Source organism: Planctomyces sp. SH-PL62 (assembly GCF_001610895.1).
GTDB lineage: Bacteria > Planctomycetota > Planctomycetia > Isosphaerales > Isosphaeraceae > Paludisphaera.
The window spans coordinates 5,411,373-5,433,678 of record NZ_CP011273.1 but is presented as its reverse complement, the minus strand read 5'-3'; the positions used below and the strand labels follow the sequence as shown (position 1 = coordinate 5,433,678).

Annotated in this window: 14 protein-coding genes; 7 read left to right on the top strand and 7 right to left on the bottom strand. The window is 70.6% G+C overall.

Annotated elements, in window-relative coordinates:
* Nucleotides 1-14 precede the first annotated feature (14 nt).
* Complete coding sequence (locus tag VT85_RS21070) at nt 15-2,219, bottom strand: polymorphic toxin-type HINT domain-containing protein (protein ID WP_068419759.1); 2,205 nt, start codon at nt 2,217-2,219, stop codon at nt 15-17.
* A 1,136-nt stretch (nt 2,220-3,355) separates the two neighbouring features.
* On the opposite strand from VT85_RS21070, the gene VT85_RS29710 reads away from it, so the two are divergent.
* From VT85_RS29710 to VT85_RS21055, 4 genes are all read left to right on the top strand, one after another.
* Nucleotides 3,356-4,993 carry a tetratricopeptide repeat protein gene (locus tag VT85_RS29710; protein WP_156512997.1) on the top strand — a complete coding sequence of 546 codons (1,638 nt, stop codon included), beginning with the start codon at nt 3,356-3,358 and terminating at the stop codon, nt 4,991-4,993.
* Nucleotides 4,966-5,130 carry a hypothetical protein gene (locus tag VT85_RS27880; protein ID WP_156512996.1) on the top strand — a complete coding sequence of 55 codons (165 nt, stop codon included), beginning with the start codon at nt 4,966-4,968 and terminating at the stop codon, nt 5,128-5,130. The genes VT85_RS29710 and VT85_RS27880 overlap by 28 nt, the downstream gene beginning before the upstream one ends.
* Before the next feature lie 758 nt (nt 5,131-5,888).
* Complete coding sequence (locus VT85_RS21060; RefSeq protein ID WP_082858780.1) at nt 5,889-6,242, top strand: STAS domain-containing protein; 354 nt, start codon at nt 5,889-5,891, stop codon at nt 6,240-6,242.
* A 123-nt stretch (nt 6,243-6,365) separates the two neighbouring features.
* Nucleotides 6,366-8,111, top strand: coding sequence for a DUF2142 domain-containing protein (locus VT85_RS21055; protein ID WP_068419752.1), 1,746 nt, complete (start codon nt 6,366-6,368; stop codon nt 8,109-8,111).
* Here the strand turns inward: VT85_RS21055 and VT85_RS21050 are convergent.
* Genes VT85_RS21050 through VT85_RS21035 form a run of 4 tightly spaced genes read right to left on the bottom strand, consistent with a single transcriptional unit; the run spans nt 8,069 to nt 14,189 of the window.
* Nucleotides 8,069-9,787 carry a phospholipid carrier-dependent glycosyltransferase gene (locus VT85_RS21050; RefSeq protein ID WP_068419750.1) on the bottom strand — a complete coding sequence of 573 codons (1,719 nt, stop codon included), beginning with the start codon at nt 9,785-9,787 and terminating at the stop codon, nt 8,069-8,071. The two genes, VT85_RS21055 and VT85_RS21050, sit on opposite strands and share 43 nt — an antisense overlap.
* Before the next feature lie 17 nt (nt 9,788-9,804).
* Nucleotides 9,805-11,439 carry a glycosyltransferase family 39 protein gene (locus VT85_RS21045; RefSeq protein WP_068419748.1) on the bottom strand — a complete coding sequence of 545 codons (1,635 nt, stop codon included), beginning with the start codon at nt 11,437-11,439 and terminating at the stop codon, nt 9,805-9,807.
* A 28-nt stretch (nt 11,440-11,467) separates the two neighbouring features.
* Entirely contained in the window at nt 11,468-13,036 is a 1,569-nt protein-coding gene (locus tag VT85_RS21040) for a glycosyltransferase family 39 protein (protein ID WP_156512994.1), read from the bottom strand.
* Between the two features lie 58 nt (nt 13,037-13,094).
* Nucleotides 13,095-14,189 carry a glycosyltransferase family 2 protein gene (locus VT85_RS21035; protein WP_068419741.1) on the bottom strand — a complete coding sequence of 365 codons (1,095 nt, stop codon included), beginning with the start codon at nt 14,187-14,189 and terminating at the stop codon, nt 13,095-13,097.
* 225 nt (nt 14,190-14,414) lie between these two features.
* Between VT85_RS21035 and VT85_RS21030 the strand changes: the two genes are divergently transcribed.
* Complete coding sequence (locus VT85_RS21030) at nt 14,415-15,533, top strand: exopolysaccharide biosynthesis polyprenyl glycosylphosphotransferase (RefSeq protein ID WP_068419739.1); 1,119 nt, start codon at nt 14,415-14,417, stop codon at nt 15,531-15,533.
* Nucleotides 15,494-16,564: a glycosyltransferase family 2 protein gene (locus VT85_RS21025; protein ID WP_068419738.1), complete on the top strand. Its 1,071-nt coding sequence runs from the start codon at nt 15,494-15,496 to the stop codon at nt 16,562-16,564. Before VT85_RS21030 ends, VT85_RS21025 begins: the two co-directional genes overlap by 40 nt.
* 30 nt (nt 16,565-16,594) lie before the next feature.
* Here VT85_RS21025 and VT85_RS21020 read toward each other — a convergent pair whose 3' ends face one another.
* A complete protein-coding gene (locus VT85_RS21020) occupies nt 16,595-17,875 on the bottom strand; it encodes a fatty acid desaturase family protein (protein ID WP_082858779.1) in 1,281 nt (426 codons plus the stop codon).
* Between the two features lie 757 nt (nt 17,876-18,632).
* On the opposite strand from VT85_RS21020, the gene VT85_RS21015 reads away from it, so the two are divergent.
* A complete protein-coding gene (locus tag VT85_RS21015; RefSeq protein WP_156512992.1) occupies nt 18,633-21,059 on the top strand; it encodes a hypothetical protein in 2,427 nt (808 codons plus the stop codon).
* A 33-nt stretch (nt 21,060-21,092) separates the two neighbouring features.
* Here the strand turns inward: VT85_RS21015 and VT85_RS21010 are convergent, their stop codons facing one another.
* The gene (locus VT85_RS21010; protein WP_068419734.1) at nt 21,093-22,202 is read right to left on the bottom strand and encodes a hypothetical protein; all 1,110 of its coding nucleotides are present in this window, start codon (nt 22,200-22,202) and stop codon (nt 21,093-21,095) included.
* Between the last annotated feature and the right edge of the window lie 104 nt (nt 22,203-22,306).

The window sequence follows — 22,306 nt, the reverse complement described above, 5'->3', positions numbered from 1 at the left end:
CAGGCCTCAAACCGTCAGGGTCGGCTCGTCGCCGAGGCCAGGGCCGGCACGTCGTCGAACGGCTTCGCGACCGGGTCGACGAAGCTGTTGTCGTGGGCGATCAGGCCCAGCTCGCCGACGCAGTAGCTGTCGCCGCCGGCGATCAGCAGGTTGAACACGGGCTGGGCCGACTCCTTCTCGATTGCGGACACCTCGACGAGCCCGCCGACGGTCCGCAGGCGATCGCCGGGCTGGACCTCGCGCGCCATGATCCAGCCCCGCCCCGCCTTCCAGAGCCGGTGGATGCCCGTGGGGTGGACCGTCTCCCGGCCGACGTCGATCTTGAACGTCTCGTTCGGCGGGTTGTGGTAGACCGTGACGACGGGCCGATAGTCGAGCTTGCCGGTCGTCGTGTCCTGCGAGAGCACCTGGTCGCCGGGGCGGATCGACTCGATCGCCCGAAGCCCCTGCAAGGTGCGGACCATGGTCCCGCCGGCGAAGCAGGAATGCCGGAGCTCGTATCCCAGCAGCGAGCCGGTGCGCGTGAAGGTCGCCTGCGGCTGGAAGGCGATCGGCACGTCCTCGACGTAGGTCGGCGGCGGCTCCGAGGCGGACTTCTGCGGGAGGACGTAACCCTCCAGGTCCACGGCCCAGGCCATCCACTTCTCACGGTCGTCGCCCAGGTCGGCGCCGCTGACGCGCTTGAGGACGGCGGAAGCCCGCTCGTTGACCTCGCGCCGGGGGGCGTTCTGGGCCTCGATCTGCGCGACGTCGCTTTCCAACTGCCGCCTGGCCATCAGGGCGGAGGCGCGGGCCTCGGCCATCATCTGCTCGACCGGAATCTGGATCCTTTCCTCATAGACGGGTTCGACGCGGCTTCCGCTCGTCCAGCTGCCGCCGACCGGAAAGGCCACCGACTGCGGGAGCCGGCCCAGAATCGTCTGGGTTTGCGAGGCGGACAGGCCCGCCCCCTGGAGCGCCGACGTCAAGCCTGCGTTCTGGCCGACGCCGGTCGGCACGTGCATGAGCCCACCCGAGACGGTGACGCCATCGAACGGCGACGAGGCGCCGTTGGTGGTGATACGTGCCGCGCCGTTGGCGCTGATGTCGAGCGTGCCGACGCTGGGGCCGGTGTAGGTGTAGCCCGTGGGCCGAAGCGCGATGAGCCTGCCGTTCTCATCCCGATCCAGCTGGTCCGTCGGCGCGAGGACGGGCCCTTGCAGCGGCGTATACCGCCGGCGGACGTTCTCGTCCCTGCCCTGGACGAACAGCTCGCCCTGGGAGCCGGGGCCTTCGACGGGCTTGATCTTGTACTTGATCTCGTCCTGGATGAGCCCGGCGAGGAGGCCGGCGTACTCGCGGGGGTCCCGGCGGAGGAGCAGGGTGGCGGCGTCGGATCGGATGCCGGCGTGGGGGCTGAAGACGGCGATCAGGGCCAGCGCGGTGGAGGCGGCGGGGGCGTCCATCCGGCTGTAGACGTCGACCGCGATTCGCTGGCGGCGCTCATCGCCTCCTCGGGCGAAGACCTGCCAGACCATCGCCGCGGCGCGGGGGTCGTCGATCGCCGCAAGCTCGGCCTGGGCCTCGGCCCGGCGAGTCTTCTCCTTGCTCCCCAGGGCGTTCCGGAGCTTTTCGAGACGGGGCTTCCAGGCCTTGTCGGCCTGCTCCTGGGCCACGCGCGCGGCCTTGATCTCGGCCTCCGCCTCGGGGTCGATCCAGCGTCCGGAGACCTTCTTGAAGCCGAGACGGCGCCAGGCTCCCTCGCGGCCGGGATCGAGCTGCACGACCCGGCGCAGGTGCGCGACCATCGGCTGGGACAGGCCCTTCTCCTCGCACCAGAGGGCCAGTTTGTAGAGGTCGTCGGCGTCGTCGCTGGTCCTGGTGCGCCGGTCCAGGTACTCGCGGAGGAGGGCCTGGCTCTCGGGCGACTCCTCGACGGCCCGGCTGACGCCGTCGGGTCGCATCCAGCGGCCTTCATGCCGGACGTAGCCCAGCAGCCCTCGCGCCCTGGCGTGGTCGGGGTCGATCAAAACGGCCCGGGTCAGGTGCGTCGTCTTCTCGGCGGCCAGGCCGCGAGCCTCGCACCAGAGAGCCAGGTCGACCTGGGCGTCGGCGTCGCGGCCGGCGCGGGTGCGGGCTTCTTCATAGGCTGCGCGATCGGCCGCTGGAGCCCGAGGAGCCTCCTGATCGCTCCCTCCGACGACTCCGACCGCGAGACCCAGGAACCATGCGGAGATCATGCCGCCCTCCCACGATTTGGGGATCGACCATTCATGGATCAGATGATGTGTCGTTCATTTATAAGTCCCGCCGGTCCGAACCTCAAGTGAATCCGCCAAACAATTCGGACATGGCAGCCGACGCGGCCCCGCCGACGAAATCGAAAGGGGTTGGCACGGGCCGGTATGGGTTTCGCCATCGTATTAGGAGGAGCAAGGAGGTTTTCCGACACGATCGCCCGGACGGCATAGAATACATCGACGTTTGACGCACCTCGCGCTGCTGGAAGGGGGCGGTTCTGATGGGACGGCGATTTAGAGGTCTGGTGATCGCGACCGGCCTGGCCACGGTCCTTGCCTTCTGGCCTGGCGCGGAAGTGCTCGCCCAACGCGGCGGCGGTGGCATGCGCGGCGGAGGCGGCGGCATGCGCGGCGGCGGCATGGGAGGCATGCGCGGCGGCGGCGGCATGGGAGGTGGCATGCGCGGCGGGATGCCCGGCGGTATGGGAGGCATGCGCGGCGGGATGCCCGGCGGTATGGGAGGCATGCGCGGCGGGATGCCCGGCGGTATGGGAGGCATGCGCGGCGGGATGCCCGGCGGTATGGGAGGCATGCGCGGCGGGATGCCCGGCGGTATGGGAGGCATGCGCGCTCCGGGGGGCTCGATGGGCGGCATCCGCGCTCCGGGGGGCTCGATGGGCGGCATGCGCGCTCCGGGGGGCTCGATGGGCGGCATCCGCGCTCCGGGGGGCTCGATGGGTGGCATGCGAGGCGGGATGCCCGGGGGTATGCCGAATCGCGGCGGTCCCGCGATGGGCGGTATGTCGCGGCCGGGCATGAGCAACTCCGGCTCGCTCAACTTCGGAAATCGCGGGGGAATGCCGGGCGGAATGCGATCGGGGCCGGGTTCCGTCGCGGGGATGCGGCCCGGCGCGTCCGGATTCGGCGGGGCTCGCCCGGGTGTGGGCGGCCCCGGCCTCGGCGGCTCTCGGCCCGGCGGCGGCCCCGGCTCGATCAACTGGGGGAACCGCGGCCCCGGCGCGGGCTCGATGGCCGGCATGCGACCTGGCGGCGGTCCCGGCCTCGGTTCGCGACCCGGCGGTCCCAGTCTCGGTTCGCAGCCCGGCCTCGGTTCGCGCCCAGGTGGATCGGGCTCGATGGCTGGGATGCGGCCCGGCGGCGGTCCGGGCTCGATCAACTGGGGGAACCGCGGCCCCGGCGCGGGCTCGATGGCCGGCATGCGACCCGGCGGCGGTCCGGGTCTTGGCTCGCGGCCTGGTGGTCCGGGCTCGATCAATCGGGGGGATCGTGGGCCTGGCGGCGGTCAGGGCTTCGGCGGGCGCCCCGGCGCGGGCGGGGGGAGCAACCTGAATGGTCGGCCTTCGTTCGCCAACATGCGAGGGCCCGGTGGTCGATATACGCCGACGAACTTCAATCGGAGTATCAACAACGTCAACAACCTGGGCTCGCGCGGCCTTGGCTGGCGAGACAATTACGCCGGCATTCACCGCAACTGGGGCGGTCACGGCGGCGGCGGCGGCAACTGGGGCGGTCGCGGCGGCTGGAACAACGGCTGGGGCGGTCGCGGCGGCTGGAACAACGGTTGGGGCGGTCACGGCGGAGGCTGGAACAACGGTTGGGGAGGCGGCTGGAACAACGGTTGGGGAGGCGGCGGCTTCGGCAACGGTTTCGGCTGGGGTCTGGGGCTCGGCCTCGGGAGCAGTCTGGGCTGGGGCCTTGGCGGCTGGGGCCTGGGTGGACTGGGCGGCGGCCTGGGCGGTTGGGGTCTGGGCTGGGGCAACGGCCTGGGCTGGGGCCTCGGCGGGCTTGGCTGGGGCGGCGGTTGGGGCCTCGGCGGGCTTGGCTGGGGCGGCGGTTGGGGCCTCGGCGGGCTTGGCTGGGGAGGCGGCTGGGGACTGTCGTCCTGGGCGTACGGTCCGATGCTCTATGACTGGGGATACACGAGTTATTACAACCCGTACTACGTCGTCCCCCAGACGGTCGTCGTCCAGGAGCAGCCTCTCGTCTACGACTACTCGCAGCCCATCAACCCCACGGCCGCGCCGCCCGAGGCGTCTGTCGTCGATGACGCGGACGGACTGTTCGACAAGGGCCGCGAGGCGTTCAAGATGGGCCTTTACACGGCGGCCCTGGACTTCGCCGACCAGGCGCTCCGGCAGATGCCCAACGACCCGACGCTCCACGAATTCCGCGCCCTGTCGCTGTTCGCCATGAAGCGGTACGACGACGCGGCGGCGGCCCTCTATCCGGTCCTCTCGATCGGTCCCGGCTGGGACTGGCCGACCCTGATCGGGCTCTACGGTGACGACGCGGGGACCTACACCAACCAACTCCGCGCGCTGGAGACGCGGGTGAAGGCCGATCCGAACGACGCTCCGGCCCATTTCCTCCTGGGGTATCACTATCTCTGCCAGGGGCACGGCGAGGAGGCCCTCGGTCAGCTTCGGGCCGCGGCCGAGATCCAGCCCCGCGACCAGCTCTCGTCGGGTCTCGTGAAGCAACTGGAGAAGGCCCGGCGCGAGGCCCTGGGGCCCGACGCCGACGCGAAGCCGGCCGCTGCGCCCGCCCGGCGCTCGCGCCGCCGGCGGCCGAGCCGCTGCCGGCCGTCGCCGTCCGCGACAACGCGCTGGAAGGGACATGGACCGCGGCACCCGACGATCGCTCCAAGATCACCCTCGACCTCAGCCAGGCCGGCAAGTTCGCCTGGAGCGTCGAACAGGACGGATCGACGAAACGGTTCGAGGGCGTGCGAACCAGCGGCAACGGCCTGCTGACGCTCGTCCAGAATGCCGACGAGACGCAACCCCCCATGGTCGGTCGGATCGCCTGGAAGGACGAGGACCACTTCGTCTTCCACCTGATGGGCACCGGCCCCGACGACCCCGGCCTTTCGTTCAGCCGCTCCCGCTGAATCTGGATCGAAGTCGACCGGATCGTCAAATCTGATGTCCGACCGGGGCGAGGAGGACCTTGGGAGGGCGCCCCCCTCTCAGGATGCTCCTCGCCCGCTTTCGCATCCGGGGTGCCCGGCCCGCCCGCGGGCGAGTGGGCCAGCCTTGCCGAACCTCGGGGCCACGACCGGATGGCGCACCCGTTCGGCTCGGTCGAGAACACTTCGGAACGGCCTCCGCAAGCCCGCTTCACGGAGTGAGTCGGTCTTCTCGTGATCCGACGGACCGGCGGGAAGGCGAGCGGAGCGACGGCGGGCGTTCCCGACGGATCAGGAACGAGGCCGGGGTTTTCCTGGTCGCCGGGGCGGACGCGAATCCCGGCGCGGCGGGCGGAAGCTTGTGGTCTACAAAGGCGGCTGGAAATGGCCGTGCGACGTCGTCGCGACAGCCTGCGAGTCGGCGAACAGGCTTCGGGCCGAATCCGGCGGCCTCGCGGCGACCGAAGAGGTCGTCGAAGCGGGGCGATCGGAGCCGTCCCCGGATCCCGCCCGGTCCGAGCCTCGCGGCCGGTCTGTCTCCGATATTCTTGGTACTTATCAAATCGTAAGCGATCGTTCTTGATTCGTTCGACGGGACGGCTTAGAATCCCGGCGCAATCCGTCCCGGCCTTGGTGCGTCTCGCACGTCGACGGCCCGCTCCCGCCTCGGGAGCACCCCCGCCCGCTCGCGACGACGCGCGCCGGGCGCGTTCGGTAGATCCCGCAGTAGAAGGGACTTCATGATGTTGAGCTTCACGACCAGCGATTCCGCCGGAGTCCTGATCGTCGCTTTCGAGTCCGGGGAGGAGGAGCATCAGGACTGGCAGTTCTCCCGGCGCGACTGGCTGTACAAGCAGATCGAATCCCGAGAGGACTGCCGTTTCGCACTCGACCTGACCGACGTCGACTATCTGGCCAGCTCGGAGATCGGCTTCCTCGTCACGCTCAAGCGGCGCATCGACCGCCGCCAGGGAAAGTTGGTCCTCTTCGGCGTCGCCCCCTACGTCTTCGACATCTTCCGCACGATGAACCTCCAGAGAATCCTCGACGTGACCGACACCCGCAACGCGGCCCTCGCCCGCCTCAAGCCCTGACCGCGCTTTTCCTGGACGATCGACCTTGACAGGCTCGATAAAGAGCCCGTATCGGCGCGTCCCGGCGGTCGGACCGCCCCCGCCGCGCGCCTGGCCTCCCGGTCGTCGTTGCAGGATGGAATCATGCTTGAGGTGTACGGGGCCGAGGGCTCGGCCGACGATCCGTCACGGGTCGCCTTCCGCCGCCGCTTCGGCGCGCTGCTGGCCGCGCTGGTGATCGCCCGAGGCGTGGTCTTCATGGCCGCGCTCCCCCCCTTCGAGGGCTGGGACGAGTATCAGCACGTCGCGTACGTCGAGCACCTGCGCGACGGCGGGCGGACGCCGGTCGTCGGCGAGACTCGAGTGCCGTCGGCCGTGATGGCCGAGGCCGTCAAGTTTCCCCAGCCGGGCTCGGCGGTCCGCGACGGCCTGAGCGGGGCCGGCGGCGTCGGCTATCAGCAATTCTGGGCCGACCGACGATCCGGGGCGGTCCGGCCGTTCCGCGACGAGTCGGTGTTCATGTACCAGTCGCAGCACGGGCCGTTGAGCTACCGCCTGCTCCAGCCGGTGTACGCGGCCTTCGGCGGCCTGGAGGCGGTGCGGTCGTCGATCGCGGGGATGCGGCTGCTGAACCTGCTGCTGACGGCGGGGGCGGTTGCGGCGGCGTTCTTCTGCCTGGCACCCCGACTCGCGGAGCGCCGCGCCGCGGCCTGGGTCGGGCTCGTCCTGGCGACGTATCCACTATTCCTCATCAACGGCGTGCGGGTGGCGAACGACGCCCTGGCGGTCTTCCTGGCGACCCTCACCATCTGGCTCGGCCTGTCGCTCTCGTCGAGGCCCTGGGCGAGCCCGCGAAGGCTGGGGGCGGCGTGCCTGGCGACCGGAGCCCTCGCCGGGTTCGCCGTGCTGGCGAAGGCCACCAACTACGCGCTCGCGCCGTTCCTGGGTTTCTGCATGCTCGCCCTGGCGGCGCGGCCCGAGATTTCCTGGCGCCGGGCGGCCGGTTTCGGGATGGCGCTGGGGGTCGGATTCCTGGCTGTCACGCAGGCCGAGATGCGGTTCAACCTGGCGCATTACGGCTCGATCAGCTCGATGCAGGAGGCGGCCGTCAACCACGCTCGGGGACTCGGCCGGGCGGACCTCCTGAGGACGGCGATGGAGATTCCCTGGGCCGCCTGGGTCGTGGAACTCTGGACGATCCTGGTCTTCTTCGCCGGCGGCTGGAGCTTCCAGGGGACGCACCCGAAGGCCATTTTCGCCCATCGCGACCTGGTGGTCCTCGGCCTCCTGGGATGGGCCTGGGCGGGACTGACCTGGGCGTTCCTGCGACGTCGCGGCTTGCGGCCGGAACGGGTCTTCGCGGAGGCTCGGCTGCCGCTGGCCTGCGCGGTGATCGTCGCCGGCTACACGGCGGCGCTGGGCTATCACATGGTCCAGTCGAAGCTGGCCTGGGGCCAGTGGTCGACGGGCGCCTGGTACGCGAGCGCCGCGATGCCGTGGTTCCTGACGCTCGTGGTGGTCGGCCTGATGCGCTGGCCGCTTTCGGGTAGCCTCCGGGGCGTCGCGCCGCTGGCCCTCGTCGGGGCGTCGGTCGCGGCCGAGGTCGTGGGCCTGTTCGGGAGGATGGTCCCGTTCTACACGGGATTCGCCCCCTGGCCGGACGACGCCGCACGGCTGGCCTCGCTCCAGCCCGCCTGGCTGGGCCTGCCCACGCTGCTCGCCGCGGCGGCCGTCGAGGTCGTGGTGCTTGCGGCCCTGATCCTGATCCTTCGCGACGACGCGCGGGCCGAACGGGCGACGGTCGCCGAACCGACCCCCATCGGCATCCGGACCAGTCGGGCCGACGGTCAGCGACTCGACGATCGCGACGACTCCCGCGCGGCGGCCTGAACGGGGCTCGGTCGGCGGGCCGCCTCGATCGAGGAACGGACCGCCGACCGCGCGTCGGGCTGACGTAGATCGTAGACGAAGATGGAGTTCCCGGCCCGGAAACTCGGCGGGACCCGGCGAAGCTCGCGGTACACGTCGGCGACTTCGCGTCGGCTCTCCCCTTCGCGGGGATAGACCGAATGCAGCCTGGTGACGGAGACGGCCAGGGCGTCGTACTCGTCGAGGGATCGGCCCAGGACGTCGACCGACTCCCCCCGGACGCCGTATTCGGAAGGCGAGGCGGTGCCGAAGTAGTCGAGGGCGACTCGATGCAGGCCTTCGCGGTCGATCACGGCCCGGAGCGCCGGGAGGTCTTGCCCCCAGTCGATGTTCGAATCCGCCAGGAGCCGCCACGCCCGGTCGGGGCCGCCGGCGAGCGCGTTGAAGTAGGAGAGGTAGTCGGGCGCCGCGACGAAGCTCGTCGCCACCTGCCCGCCGATCAACGCCGCGCCCCAGAGGCGTCGGGAAGGTCGTCCGGCGGTCGCCTTCGCCATCGCGTCGACCGCCATGAGGACGATCGGCGGATACAGGGCCAGCGTGTAGCGGTGGCCGATGTTGATGGGCGAGCGGATCAGCGCGGCCCCAAGGATCAGGACGAAGAGGATCAACATCGCGCGTTCGCGATCGGCCCGAGCGTCGAGACGAAACCGCGACCGGAACGCCAGCCAGACCCCGGCCGCCGCCAGGGCCAGCTCCGGGAAGCTGCTCTTCACCAGCATCGTGAACGGGTGGTAGGTCCGCCAGCCTCGCAATGATCGCTCCCCCAGGAAGAACGCCGGGTGGCCGATCTCGTCATGCAGGAGCTGGATCTCGAAGGCCCTCGCGAACTGCGGCGAGGGGAGGCCCAGCCAGGTCCGCGTCGGATCAACCTGGAAGCCGTGGCAGGCCCACGCCGTTACGAAGGCGAGCATTAGGAACGCGGCGACCTCCGCGCCGGCGCAGGCGGTGCGTCGGAGCCGGCTCCGGACGTCGCCCCCGTCCCGACACGCGCGAACGAGGTCCATCAGCCGCCCCATCGCGAAACAGGGGATCAGCAAGGCCCCGGTGTACTTGGCCGAGAACGCCAGCCCCGTCGCGACGGCCGCCAGTGCCGACCGCGAGGGCGTCGGCGAGCCCAGATGACGCCCGATCGCCAGCACGGCCAGCGTGGCGAGGAAGGCGAACGCGGCGTCGCTCGTCGCCAGCGAGGCGTGCGCGAGCAGGGCCGGCGAGAAGGCCAGCATCCCCGCCCCAACGGTCGCCGCGAGCAGCCCCCGACGCCGGTGCAGCCAGGCGAACCCCATGACGACGAGCGGGACCAGCGTCGTCATCGTGGTCAGCAGACGAGGCCCGGCGATCAACGCGCGATCCCCCGAACCTTCCCAGGCGTTGGTCCGCGCCCGCGCCGCGCCGCCGCTCGACCAGAGGGACGGTATGACGTTGACCAGCATCGGCAGCGGGGCGGTGCCGTGCGTCGCCAGATCCGGGTCGAGTCGACCCTCGTGCAGCGACTTGACCCCCGCGCCGAGGAAGAACGTCTCGTCGTAGGTGATGCTGCTGGACGCTCGGAAACGGCCCGTCTGCGCGACGACCGCGAGCGCGAGCAGAATCGGGATCGCGACGGCCAGCGTTCTTGAGCGTGCGGGAGCCTGGAACATGATCGCGGCGTCCTCGATCAGCGACGGTCGGACTTCGCCGGGTCGTCGGCGGGGCTCGCGACGGCCAGGGGGGCGGGGGCGATCTCGCGGTCGAAGATGCGCACCTGGACCTGGCCGGGACGCGGCCGGCCGGGAAGCGCCGCGACCGGCTCTCGGTCGCCGATCAGCGACCGGAGCGCGTCGGAATAAGTCGAGTCTCCGTCGACCTGCGAGCCGAGGGCGACGACCCAGCGGACGTTCGAACTCGCGGCGGCCTCGCGGACATGCGCGAACGAGGAACCGGGGAGCCGACTGAAGTAGAGCGACCAGTCGGTCAGGTCGAGGACCTCCCCTTCGGCCGCCGACTCCGCGAGCCATCGGCCGGCGTCCCAGTAGACGTTGAACGGGCCGGGCGTCTCGACGACCGGCTGCCGGAACCGGGGCAGGACCACCACGAACGCCAGGGCCGCCGCCCAGACCATCGGCCCCGGCTTGAGCCGCTCGCGAGGGAGCCCGACGAGTCGGCCGGGGATCGCCAGGCGGGACATCAGCCAGTCGATCCCGCTCGCCGCGATCAGGGTCAGCACCATGCCCGGCACCACGGCGTTGCGGGCCGCGCAGTAGCCGGCCGTCGCGTGCAGCCGGATCAGCGCCAGGGCCGACGCGGCGAGCAAGATCCCCAGGAACAGCCAGGTCCGCGAGGGGACGCCCCCGCCTCGGGCCGTCCAGAGCCCCACGAGGGCCGTCGCCAGCAGAACGAGCGGGACGTTGTCGAGGAGGACCTCGACCATCCGGAGCGCGGCGAGGCGGTAGGTCTCGGCGGTCGTCTGGCCCACGGCCATCGGGGCCTCGCGCTCCAGCGCCAGGGCGGGCGATCGCGGCTCCAGGCCAAGGACGCGGGCCGGGCCGGGCCGGGGCGTGAGCGTCCCCCTGGCGGCGATGTAGGGGCTCGCCAGGGCGAGCGCGCCGAGCACCAGGAGGGCCGTCGCGCGCCGCCATCGCGGCCAGTTGATCCGGGTCGCGCGGTGGAGCGGGATGAGGAGCAGCGTCGCCAGGAGGCTCGCCGGCAGGAGCAGCCCCTCGGGACGCGCCAGATAGGCCAGCACGCCGAAAGCCACGGCCCCAAGTAGCCACCCGAACGACCCGTCGCGGAGGAACCGCGCCGAGGCCCACAGGCCCCACGTCCAGGCCAGCAGGAACGTCGACTCGCTGAGGACGTTGACGACCACCGAGCCCATCAGCGGGTTCGCCAGGAAGAGGATGCAGCCCAGCCACGCCGCGCGGTCGCCGAACAGGTCGCGGCCGGTGAGGTAGAGCGGGACCACCAGGAGGACGACCGCCGCGAAGCTCGCCGCGACCGCCGCGCGCTGCCACCATTCGGGACCGTCGCCGCCGAGCAGCCGGTGGGCCGCGACGATCGCCAGGGGGTGCAGCGGGTGCTCGATCCCCCGGACGCCGTCGCGCCAGGCGCCGGCGTCGATCTGGCGGGCGGCCTGGATCGACCGCAGGCCGTCGCGGAGGCTGGCCTCGGAGTGCCGGAGCGTCCAGCCCAGGAAGACGGCCGTCGCGGCCATGAGCAGGACGACCCGGATCAGGTGCGGGAACGGGCCGGCCGTCTCGGGATCGAGCGCGGCGTCGGGCGTGACGGCGGGGTCGAAAGCTGCGGTGTTCACGTCGACACTCCTTCGTCTCAGCGGTGCGTCAGTGCGTCGCGGCCGATCCGGGGGCCGGTCCCGAGCGGGCCAGGCCCGGCGCCAGCTCGAAGACGTGCACCCGCGCGACGCCCTTGCGCCGGACCGCCGGGAACGACGCGATCGGGGAACGTCCGTCGACGAGGGCCCGGACGGTGTCGCAGTACGGCCATTCGCCGATCAGGAAGGCCTCGTGGGCGACCAGATATCCGAGCTTGGGGTCGTCGGCGGCCTCGCCGTAATCGGCGAACGAGTAGCCGGGGCGACGGCCGTAGTAGAGCGCCCAACCCTTGAGGTCGAAGACCTTCGCGTCGGGCGGGGCGTGGGCCGCGAGCCAATCGCCGGCCGCGCGGTAGCCGTTGTAATCGGCGTTGATCGGGGCCAACGTCTGGGACCCCCAGCCGGCGACGACGATCGCCAGCCCGGCGGCGCAGGTCAGCCCCCGCGCGAGCCGGCGGGTCTCGGGCGGGCGTGCCGTCAGGCGGTCGCCGAGCCCTTCGGCCAGTCGGGCCAACCCGTGCGCGGCGGCGGCCAGGAGCGGCAGGGCCAGGATGAGCGCGTGGCGGGGCGTGCAGTAGCCCCCCGTCGCGTACAGCCGGACGAGGGCCAGCATCCAGGCGACGCCGACGATCGCGACGAACAGCCGCCCGCGCGTCTGGCCGTCGTCCCGAGCGGCCCCCCGGCGGTACAGCCCGAAGGCCGCCAGCGCCAGCAGGAACGGGGTGACGGCGGTCTGCACCGCCCGGTACATCCCTCGCCAGGCCATGGCGAACGCCTTCATCGCGGTCTGGTCGGCGTCGAGGGGGCGTTCCCGTTCGATGGCCGTCGCCGCCGATTTCGGGGCCGTTCCCAGCAGCCGGGCCACGGCCGGCTTGGTGCCGATCCCCCCCTTCATCGCGACGTAAGGCCCGACGACCAGCAACGGACCGACGACCACCAGGGCCGTCGCCCGGAACCACGCGCCGCGAGGCAGCCGGAGCGAGGCCGCCAGCGGGGTCAAGAGGAGCGTCGCCGCGAGCGCCGCGGGGAGCAAAAGGCCCTCGGGGCGGGTCAGGTAGGCCAGCCCGGCGAAGGCGATCGTGGGGACCAGCCAGCGCGCGGCGCCTTCGCGGAAGAAGCGCAGGGCCGACCAGCAGCCCCAGGTCCAGAAGAGGAGGAAGACCCCCTCCGAGAGCACATCGGCCAGGACGTGACCGGTGGTCGGGACCAGGAACGTGAGCAAGCAGGCGAGCCAGGCGGCGGTCGGGCCGAACAACTCGAGCGCGACGAGGTAGAGGGGTGGGACGAGCATCGCCCCGGCGATCACCGAGACGACCTGCGCCGCGGTCTGCCAGCCCTGGGGGCCGTCTTCCAGGCCCAGCACGCCGTGCGCGGCGGCGATCGCGACGGGATACGCCGGATGGTCGACGGCCCGGACGACGGAGGTCTTCCAGTCGCCTCGGGCCACGGCCTGCGCGCCGGCGACGTACCGCAGGCCGTCGGCGTACATGACCTCGGTGGTCGCGGCCAGCCGGCCGAGCAGGGCGGCGGCGAAGGCCGTCAGGAGGAGGATCCGCAAGGCGTGTCGCGCGGGGGGCAAGTCGGTTCCATCCTTTCGCCGTGCGGGCCTCGGCGGGCGAATCCGTCGCCCGTCCGCGTCAGTCGTCCGGGGCCCGCGACGCTCGGGACGGCCGTCGCGGCCTGGGGCGGCTGGGGCCCTCGCCGAGACGTCGGCCGCCGTCGTCGGCCTGGATCGGGCCGCGCTCGGCGCTTTCCGCCAGCTCGACGACCCGACGCCCGAGGGGGCCTCCCCCCCGGCGGAGCTGTCGTGCGATCGCGCCGATCGTCTTCCAGGCGCGTCGCTCCGCGTGGGCCTTCCGCAGGGCCGCCCAGGCGCCCCGGGCCGCCGCCTCCAGCTCGACGATCCCCGCCAGGGCGAGGAACTGCGGCCGGGGCGTGTGCTTGCGGAAGTACAGGAGCTTGCTGTGCCGGATGACGACCCGCATCTTGGGCGAAATCGGCCGATCCTGCAAGGGCGCTCGGTGGACCACCGTCACGGTGGGGTCGTACTCGATCCGCCAGCCTCGATTTCGCGCCTCGCGGCAGAAGGCGACCTCCTCGTGGTAGAGGAAGAAGTCCTCGTCCAGGCCGCCGATCTCGGCCATCATCCGCCCGTTGACGAGCATGCAGGCCCCGGTCACCCAGTCGACCTCGCCGGCGCGGAGGCGGTCCTCGGGGAGGTACTTCCGGCTTCGGCGCGGGGCGAACTGTTCGCGAAACGACCGGGCGAGGCTGGGGAAGACCCCGACCGAGCCCTGGGGGGAGCCGTCGGCGTTGCGGAGGCCGAAGCCGACGACGCCGGGGGGGCCTTCCGGGCGGGCCTCCAGGGCGTCGATCCGATCGAGGATGCGGCCGATCGCGCCGGGCTCGACGGCGACGTCGGGATTGAGCAGGAGGAGCCAGGGGGCGGGACTTGCGCGCCAACCCGCGTTGACACCGACGGCGAATCCGCCATTATCGGGCCTCAGCACGAGCCGAAGGCCCGGGCGGCGGAAACTCTCCACGTCCGGCATCGGCGAAGGCGAGGCGTTGTCGACGACGGCCGCCCGACACGCGCCCGAACGGAATTCGGGCTCGCGGACGAGCCGATCGAGCAGGCCCTCGACGTCCGGCCAGCCGTCGTAATTGACGACGACGACCGTCAGCCGGCACGGCTCGGGACGGTTTCGCGGCTCGGGGGGGGAAGGGTCCACTCGGTCGACCTCGCCAGGTTTGCCGGTCTTGCTTCGGATCCGGGGTTTTCCGGATTCACTGGATGATTCCGTCGGATGAGCCGATGGAAAAGCTTGAACAAATAGCCGCGCGGGGCGGTGTTCGCCAAGGATGGTACGGGGAACGGCGGGGGTCCGCAAAGGCCAATCGGGAGACCGAGGCCGGCGCGATCGCCCCGAGTCCGACCGAGGGATCGGTGGCGCCTCATGAATGATTCCCTGGAAATCGCGGGACGGAAGCGGGTCGGCGAACTGGCCGGGCGGTCGCGCAAGCGAATCCTGGTCGTCGGGGCCCCGCGCGACGCCCGGAGGCTGCTGCGCGACCTCGAGGGCGGGCCGGTCCCGATCGTCGGGTTCATCGACGCGGGCCACCACCGCAAATCGGGTCCGAGATTCCGGGGTCGCCACCTGGCGGTCAACCCCCGCACCTGCCCGCTGCCGGTCCTGGGCGACATCGACCGCCTCGACGAGATCGTCGACGAGGCCGGCGCCACCCACGTCCTGGTCGCGCATTCGAAGCCGAGGAAGCACCTGCGTCCCCGGCTGGCCCGGCTGGCGAATTCCCGGGTGAGCGTCCACTGGGTCGCGGTCGGCGGCGTCGGCGTCCCGGACCTCGCCGCGCTGGAACTCGACGCCGACGGGCCTGCGGCCCGCGCCGAGTTCGACTGGCGGACGGCCTCGTCCCGGTTCCGCAAGTGGACCCGCTCCGAAGGCGCCCGGCTCGCCAAGCGCGCCGCCGACGTCCTCGTCTCGGGGATGCTCCTGGCCCTCTTCGGCCCGCTCTTCCTGGTGGTGTCGCTGGCGATCCTGCTCTCCTCGGGCCGACCCATCTTCTACACCCAGGAGCGGATCGGGCAGGGGGGACGGCGGTTCCGGATCATCAAGTTCCGGAGCATGAGGAGCGACGCCGAGAGCGAGACCGGTCCAATCTGGGCGTCGAACCACGACGCCCGCTGCACCCGCATCGGCGACTGGCTCCGGAACACGAACGTCGACGAGCTGCCCCAGCTCTTCAACGTCTTCAAGGGGGACATGAGCCTCGTCGGCCCCCGCCCCGAGCGCCCGATCTTCGTCGAGCAGTTCTCCGCCGGCATGCCCGACTACAACCTGCGGCACGCCGTCCCCTGCGGGATGACCGGCTGGGCCCAGGTCCACGGCTGGCGCGGGCGGACCTCGCTCCGCAAGCGGATCCAGTACGACCTGGACTATATCAACCGCTGGTCGTTCTGGATCGATTTCCGCATCCTCCTCATGACCATCCAGCACGTCGCCTGGGGAAAGATCTCGTGGAACCACTCGCGCCCGACGAAGCCTCCGGAGGCCTGAGCCGGCCCGTCTGCTCGATCGTGATCCCCACCTACCACGGCCGGCGGCTGCTGGAACCCTGCCTGGAAAGCCTTTTCCGCCATCTCCCCCGCGACCCCGCGCTCGCCTGCGAGGTCGTCGTCTCGGACAACGGGCCGGGCGAGGAGACGCGGCAGTGGCTGGCGCAGGCGCACCCCCGGGTGCGGGTCGTCCGCCTCGCTCCCGGACAGGGGTTTTGCCGCGCCGCCAACGCCGGCATCGAGGCCGCGCGCGGGCGCTTCATCCAGGTCCTCAACGACGACACCGAGCTGACGCCCGGCTGGATCGAGGCGGGGCTCGAACCGTTCCGCGACCCGACGGTCGGCGCGGTGACGCCCCTGGTCCTCGTCCGCGCGACGCCCGAACGCGTCGACTCGGCCGGCGACTCGTACAGCCTGGCCGGCTGGCCCTCCAAGCGGGGCCACGGCCAGTCTGTCGCGCGGTGGGCGTCGCGGCCCGTCGAGGACGTCATGAGCGCCAGCGGCTCGGCCTCGTTCTATCGGGCCGAGGCCCTTCAGGCGACGGGCGGCGGCTTCGACGCCTCGCTGGTCTCGTATTACGAGGACGTGGACCTGGGCTTCCGGCTGCGCTGGGCGGGCTACCGCGTGGTCTTCACGCCCCACTGCCGCGTCCTGCACGACATCTCAGCCACCGCCGACCATCGCAGCCCGAGGCTCCAGCGGCTCATGGCCCGCAACGCGGAGCTGGTCTTCTGGTCGAACCTCCCGGCGCGGAAGCTGGCGCTGGCCTTCCTGCCGCACGTCGGCCTGGTGCTGGCCCAGGCCGCCTGGCGGATGGCGAGACTCCGCTTCATCCCCTTCTACCTCGGCAAGATCGACGCCGCCCGCGAGTTGGGACGACTCTCCGCCCGTCGGAAACTGCGAGCAGGGCTGGGGCGAAACGCCGTCCGTCCGCCCCACTTCCCCATGGGCCTCGGCTCGATCGAGGACGTCGTCAACCACCTGCGACGCCCCCGCGAAACCTCGGCGCTCCGGGACGAGTCCCGAGCCTGATCCGGGGTCGAGGCCGAGTCCGACCGCAGCCTACATCCCCGCGGCGAGCGGCGGGCGGGGCCTGGTCATCTCGTCGAGGATCGTCGGGTGGTCGTGGTCGCCGACGAACGTGCCGTGGCATTCGACGACGTGGTTCCCGTAGGCGTCGTGCTGGGTCTTCAGCAGTTCGTGCAGCTCCGCCAGGCGGTAATGGGGGACGGTCGGGAACAGGTGGTGGGGGATGTGCATGTCCTGCCCGTAGATGAACACCGCCCAGCGGGTGAACGGGTCGACGAAGAAGACCCGCGAGTTGGTCAGCCGCCCCGCGTCGGCGTTCGAGTGCTGGTAGACGTCCCGCAGCAGCATGAAGAACGGGAAGGTCGTGAGGAGCGGGACCAGCCAGAGCAAGACCACGTAGGCCGGCGATCGGCCGTCGCTGCCCCACCGCGCCAGCGCGAGCGTCGCCAGCACGACCGTGAAGAACCAGAGCCGCGCCGAGCCCGCGAACCGCGTCGAGTAGGCCTGGCGGAAGGGGGACCGGAACACCATCCGATCGGGTAGCGCGTAGGCGACGATCGTCCCCAGCACGCCCGACAGCAGGGCCGCCGGCGCGATCCATCCCGGTCGGCCGGTCGAGGTCAGGTACAGGAACAGGGCGTTGATCCCCAGGACGTACGCCACGCCGAGGGCCGTCGAGAGCCGGGGCAGATAGAGGTCGATCCCGCGACCCTTCGCCGTCCCGTTGTAGATGCTCCGCCCCTTCCCCATCGTGTTCACCGTCATGTAGGCGAACTGGTATTCCGCGAACCGGATCGGCGCGACGATCATGCAGAAGTAGACCAGGGCGATGAACCGCTCCCGCGTCATCGGGAACTCGAAGGCCCGCTTGCCCCGCCCCAGGTTCAGCAGGTCGGGGTCCTTCTCCGGGTCGTTCGTGTGCTGGTGGTGCGCCATGTGGAAGACGCGGTAGAAGTGCACTGAGGTCAGGATCGGGAACATGCAGAAGAGGTCGGGGATGAGGTCGTTGAGGAAGCGGTTCTTCACGAACGTGTAGTGCGACGATTCATGCCCCAGGCCCGCCAGCCGGTGCTGCAAGGCCCCCACCAGAATGATCGCCAGGGCGAACGTCGGGACGTTCCACGACCAGGAGAGCCCCCACCCGGCTCGCGACTCCGCGAAGACGACCGCCCCGCCGATGATCAGGACCAGGCAAGCGTACTCACGCGCCAGGTAGAGCAGGTTCGTGACGTTGTCCGGCCGCCGCAGCTGCATGATCCGCCGCTGCAAGGCCACGTCGTCGAACGACGTACGGGCAACCTCTGAGACACTCATTCTCGCTCCCTTACAGACCGCTGGGCCAAGCCCCGGCGCTCATCGTCGCCCAGCCACTGGGATACTACGTCTCATTATCGGGATGTCGCTTGATCTATTCTACGTACTTTGCCTGGATTCACAAAACTCCGTAAAGGAGATTTCCCGGCGGCATTCGATTTAGGCTTGGAGTCGACATCCAAAGGTGGGATGGATGTAGCCGTGAGCGAATTGCGAGCCAGGTCGGACGCGGCCCGGGATGGATCCTTTCACACACGCGACGCCGGGGCCGGTTCGAGAAACATAAGTGGTTGACTCGAAATTGGTTGCGTTGTCCGATTCGGCTTCCTTTCGGGACCCTCCTCACCTGACGCCGCAACTTCAAGGGGGTGGGGAGACGGCGATCGGGGTGCCACGGGTTCCGCGAACCCGGGGATCGGCGTCGGGCCGGTCCCGAGCCGTCGTCCCGATCCCCGGCCGGTCCACGGGTTCGCGGAACCCCTGGCAGCCGAAGGGGTTCCGCTGGCACTTGGTGGGGTCGATTGAGAAATCTCAATTTCGGCCGATCGAGTCATGACGCGTCGGGCCGTCGCGCGTCGGCGTTTTGAAGTCGAATGAAAGATCCGACGCGCTCTCAATTTCCTTTCGAAAAAGCCGACCGCTCCGAGACGCCGTCGATCGCGGGAGGTGTCGGGCGGGTCGCCTGCCCTGTTGCGAGGCCCTCGGGCGAGGCGCACGATAGGGCGAGCGATCGAACGAACCTCCCAGGAGCCAACCCGTGTCACGTCGCAACCGGCCCGCCCGCCGACTGGAATCCCTTGTCGCCTTCTCCATGCTGGCCCTCGCGGCGCTCGGCAACGGGCGTGCGCGCGGCGAGGGGCCGCCCGACGGCGGCGTGGCGAAGGCCGTCGTCCGTTCACAGGACGGCGGCTCGAACCGGCTCGACCCGGCGAAATGGACCCCCTGGGACGCGGGCTTCGTCCGGGAGGGGGACGCCTTCGTCTGCGACAACGGCGGCTCGTCGACCGATCGCCGCGGGGCGTCGCAGCGAGTGGTGCTCGATCAGCGGCAGCCCGCGCCGATCGTCGTCAGCGCGTCGAGCAAGGCGGAAGGGGTCTCGGGCGGCGCCGACCCCGATTACTCGCTGTATCTCGATCTGGTCTACGACGACGGTTCGACCGTCTGGGGCCAGTCCTCCCCGTTCAAGACCGGCACCCACGACTGGCAGGAGGCGCGGGTGGTGTTCATCCCCGCCCGGCCGATCAAGGAGCTGACCGTCAACCTGCTCATGCGGAACCACGCCGGCAAGGCGTCGTTCCGGAACCCCAGGCTGGCCGTCGTCTCGGCCGACTCGGGCGGGGCGGTGTTCGACGGGACGCCGGTCGTGCCGAAAGGCCCGGCGCGGGAGGGCTTCCAGGTCCGCGACGTGGCGGTCGACGGCGATTACCTCCACATCGCGAAGCGGGCGATCGGGCTGGAACTCGACGCCCGCCGGAGCGACGAGGGGGGGGCCGCGTTCCTGGACGTGGCCCTGCGTGAGACCACGGGACGCGACCGGGCCGTGACGCTCGTCTACACGGTCCCCGTCCCTGCCGAGGGGGCCCGCTGGCTCGAAGACCCGAGGCGGTCGTCGGCCGTGGAGCCGGGGCGGGAATACGTGAAGTCTTCTCCCTGGCCGTACCGGGCCGGGTCGAACGGTCGGCTGTCGTCGTATCCCTTCGGAGCGGTCGCGCACGAAGGTCGTGGGACGGCGATGGGGATCGACATGGCCCGCCCGGCCTTCTTCCGGGTCGGCTGCAATGCGGCGACCGGCGAGTTGTTCCTGGCCTACGACGTGGCGCTCACCCCGGAGAAGCCCGAGGCGAACCTCCGGTTCTGCCGATTCGACTTCGACCCGACCTGGGAGTTCCGCGCGGCGCTCGACGCCTACTACCGGCTGTTCCCCGCCGCCTTCGAGCGGCGGGTGGCCGAGCAGGGGCTCTGGATGCCCTTCAGCCCGATCAGCAAGGTCAAGGGGTGGGAGGATTTCGGCTTCCGGTTCAAGGAGGGGGACGGCGAGACGGCCTGGGACGACGCCCACGGCATCCTGACGTTTCGCTACACCGAGCCGATGACCTGGTGGATGGCGATGCCCGACGGCATGCCCCGCACCCTCGAGGCGGCCGTCGCCGAGGCGAAGCGGCTTGCCGCCGACGGCAAGCGCGAGGCCAAGGCCTGGCTCTCCAGCGCCTATCACGATCGCGACGGTGACCCGGTCGCCCTCTTCCGCGACGAGCCCTGGAACAAGGGGGCCGTCTGGAGCATGAACTCGACGCCGGGGCTCGCGGCCGACGACGACTTCTCGGTGAAATGGAACCCGGGCCTCCGCGACCGCCTTTACGGCCCGGACCGCAAGCGGGGGGAGCTGGACGGCGAGTACATCGATTCCAGCGAGGGTTACGTCACCAACGAGCTGGACTTCCGCCGCGAGCACTTCGCGAAATCGGAGGCTCCGCTGGTCTTCGCGCTCGACGACCATCGTCCTGCCGTCTTCCGGGGGACGATCGCCTTCGAGTACGCCCGGGGCATCGAGCGCGACGTCCACGCGCGGGGCAAGCTGATGATGGCCAACGCCACGCCCGACCGGCTCTGCTGGCTCGCCCCGTTGCTCGACGTGATGGGGACCGAATCCGACTGGAACCCCGGCGGTCGCTGGCGGCCCATGTCCGACGCCGACCTGCTCCTCCGTCGCGCCCTCTGCAAGGGGAAGCCGTTCTGCTTCCTGATGAATTCCGACTTCGACCGCCTGGGCCCGGACAAGGTCGAGAAGTACATGAAACGGGCCGTCGCCTACGGCATGTTCCCCGGCTTCTTCAGCCACAACGCGGCGGACGGGGCCTACTTCACGCGGCCGGAACTCTACGAGCGCGACCGGCCGCTGTTCCGCAAGTACGTGCCGATCGCCCGGCTCGTCGCCGAGGCCGGCTGGGAGCCGGTCACTCAGGCGCGGTCGAGCGATGAGAAGGTGTACGTCGAGCGTTTCGGCGACCGTCACCTGACCGTCTTCAACGACTCCAACGAGCGCCGGACGGTCACGATCCGGCTCGACGCGCCGAAGTCGGGCGAGGGCCGCGACCTGGCCCGCGGCGGCGCCGTCTCGTGGCGGGAAGGCGTCGCCGAGCTGAGCCTGGAGCCCGAGGACCTGGCCGTCCTCGAGACTCCTTGAACCGCCGAGGGAGCGGTGAGACGGCCCGGCGGCCTACCGATCCTGGACGGCGTGCTCGCCGATCTCGCGGCCCACGCTCCGGGCGTCGGCGGCCCGCCGGGCCATGGGGGCGAGGAACGCGGCGATTTCGGGACGGGTGGAGCCGAAGAGCCCCTGTTCGAGCCGCCGGATCTGCTTCTCCATCCAGGCCCAGTGGGCCGGCGTGACGCCGTCTATGCACAGGGTTTTGCCGCCGAGGTCCACCGAACGGGCGTTCGGGTCCTGAAGCTCCGCAGTCATCTTGCGCAAGGGCTCCGGCTCGTTCCCGAGGTAGAAGTAATACGGAACGACCACGAGGAAGTGCGTGCGGCCCTGGAAGTCCGTCCGCCCCGCCACCAGCTCGGAGTGCTGGCAGATCACCTGCGACGGATGCATGAGATCGATCTCGTTGATCGGCCGGAGCGCACGCTCGGGCGTCTGATACTGGACGTAAAGCAGGGTGTCGAAGTCCACGATCCGTCCGTCGATCATCCGAAGCTTGTTGAAGGCGTCGAAGGGCTTGAAGCGGGAACGCAGGTGGACGGCGTCCAGGATGAGCTCGAACGTCGTGTGCAACTCCATCTCCCGCGTGACGCCGTTGCCCTTGTAGTGGCGGCCGCTGCAGAAGTAGGAGCCGGTATCCAGCCAGGTGAGGTAGAGGTGCTCGAAGAAGTCGCGCCGGACCGGCAGGGCGTCGAGGTCGTGGATGATCACGGCGCGGGTCCGGGCCTGCGCGATCGCGAGGCTCCAGGAGAGCCAGGAGTAGACCCAGCCCCAGTTGATCCGCTTCGCCACGCGGGCCTGCTTCGCATCATACCCGAGGATGCGGATCCGATCCCGGTCGGGATGCGCCGCCACGGCGTCCCGGACGATCTGGGGGACCTGGTCGACCGGGCCGTCGAAGACGAGGATCAATTCGTGGAGGTGCTCCCGGTCCTGGCGGGACAGAATCTGGAGGTTGGCGACCGCCATCGGGGCCAGCCGGTTCATGCAGGCGATGACGATCGTATAGCCGTCCGCGGGGTCGTCGAGCGGCTCCCATCGGGCAAGGCCGCGGATCGCCAGCTCCATGGGGAGGCGTCGCAGCTGCTTGGCCTTCAGCCTCGTCCAGGTCTTGACGTTCATGCTCTCTCTCAAAGGTCGAGGGATTCCGCCGGTCCATCTTCGAGGAAATTAGATCATAGGGACGGCGGCGGAGGGAACCACGTTGCGAATAAACATTAATCCAT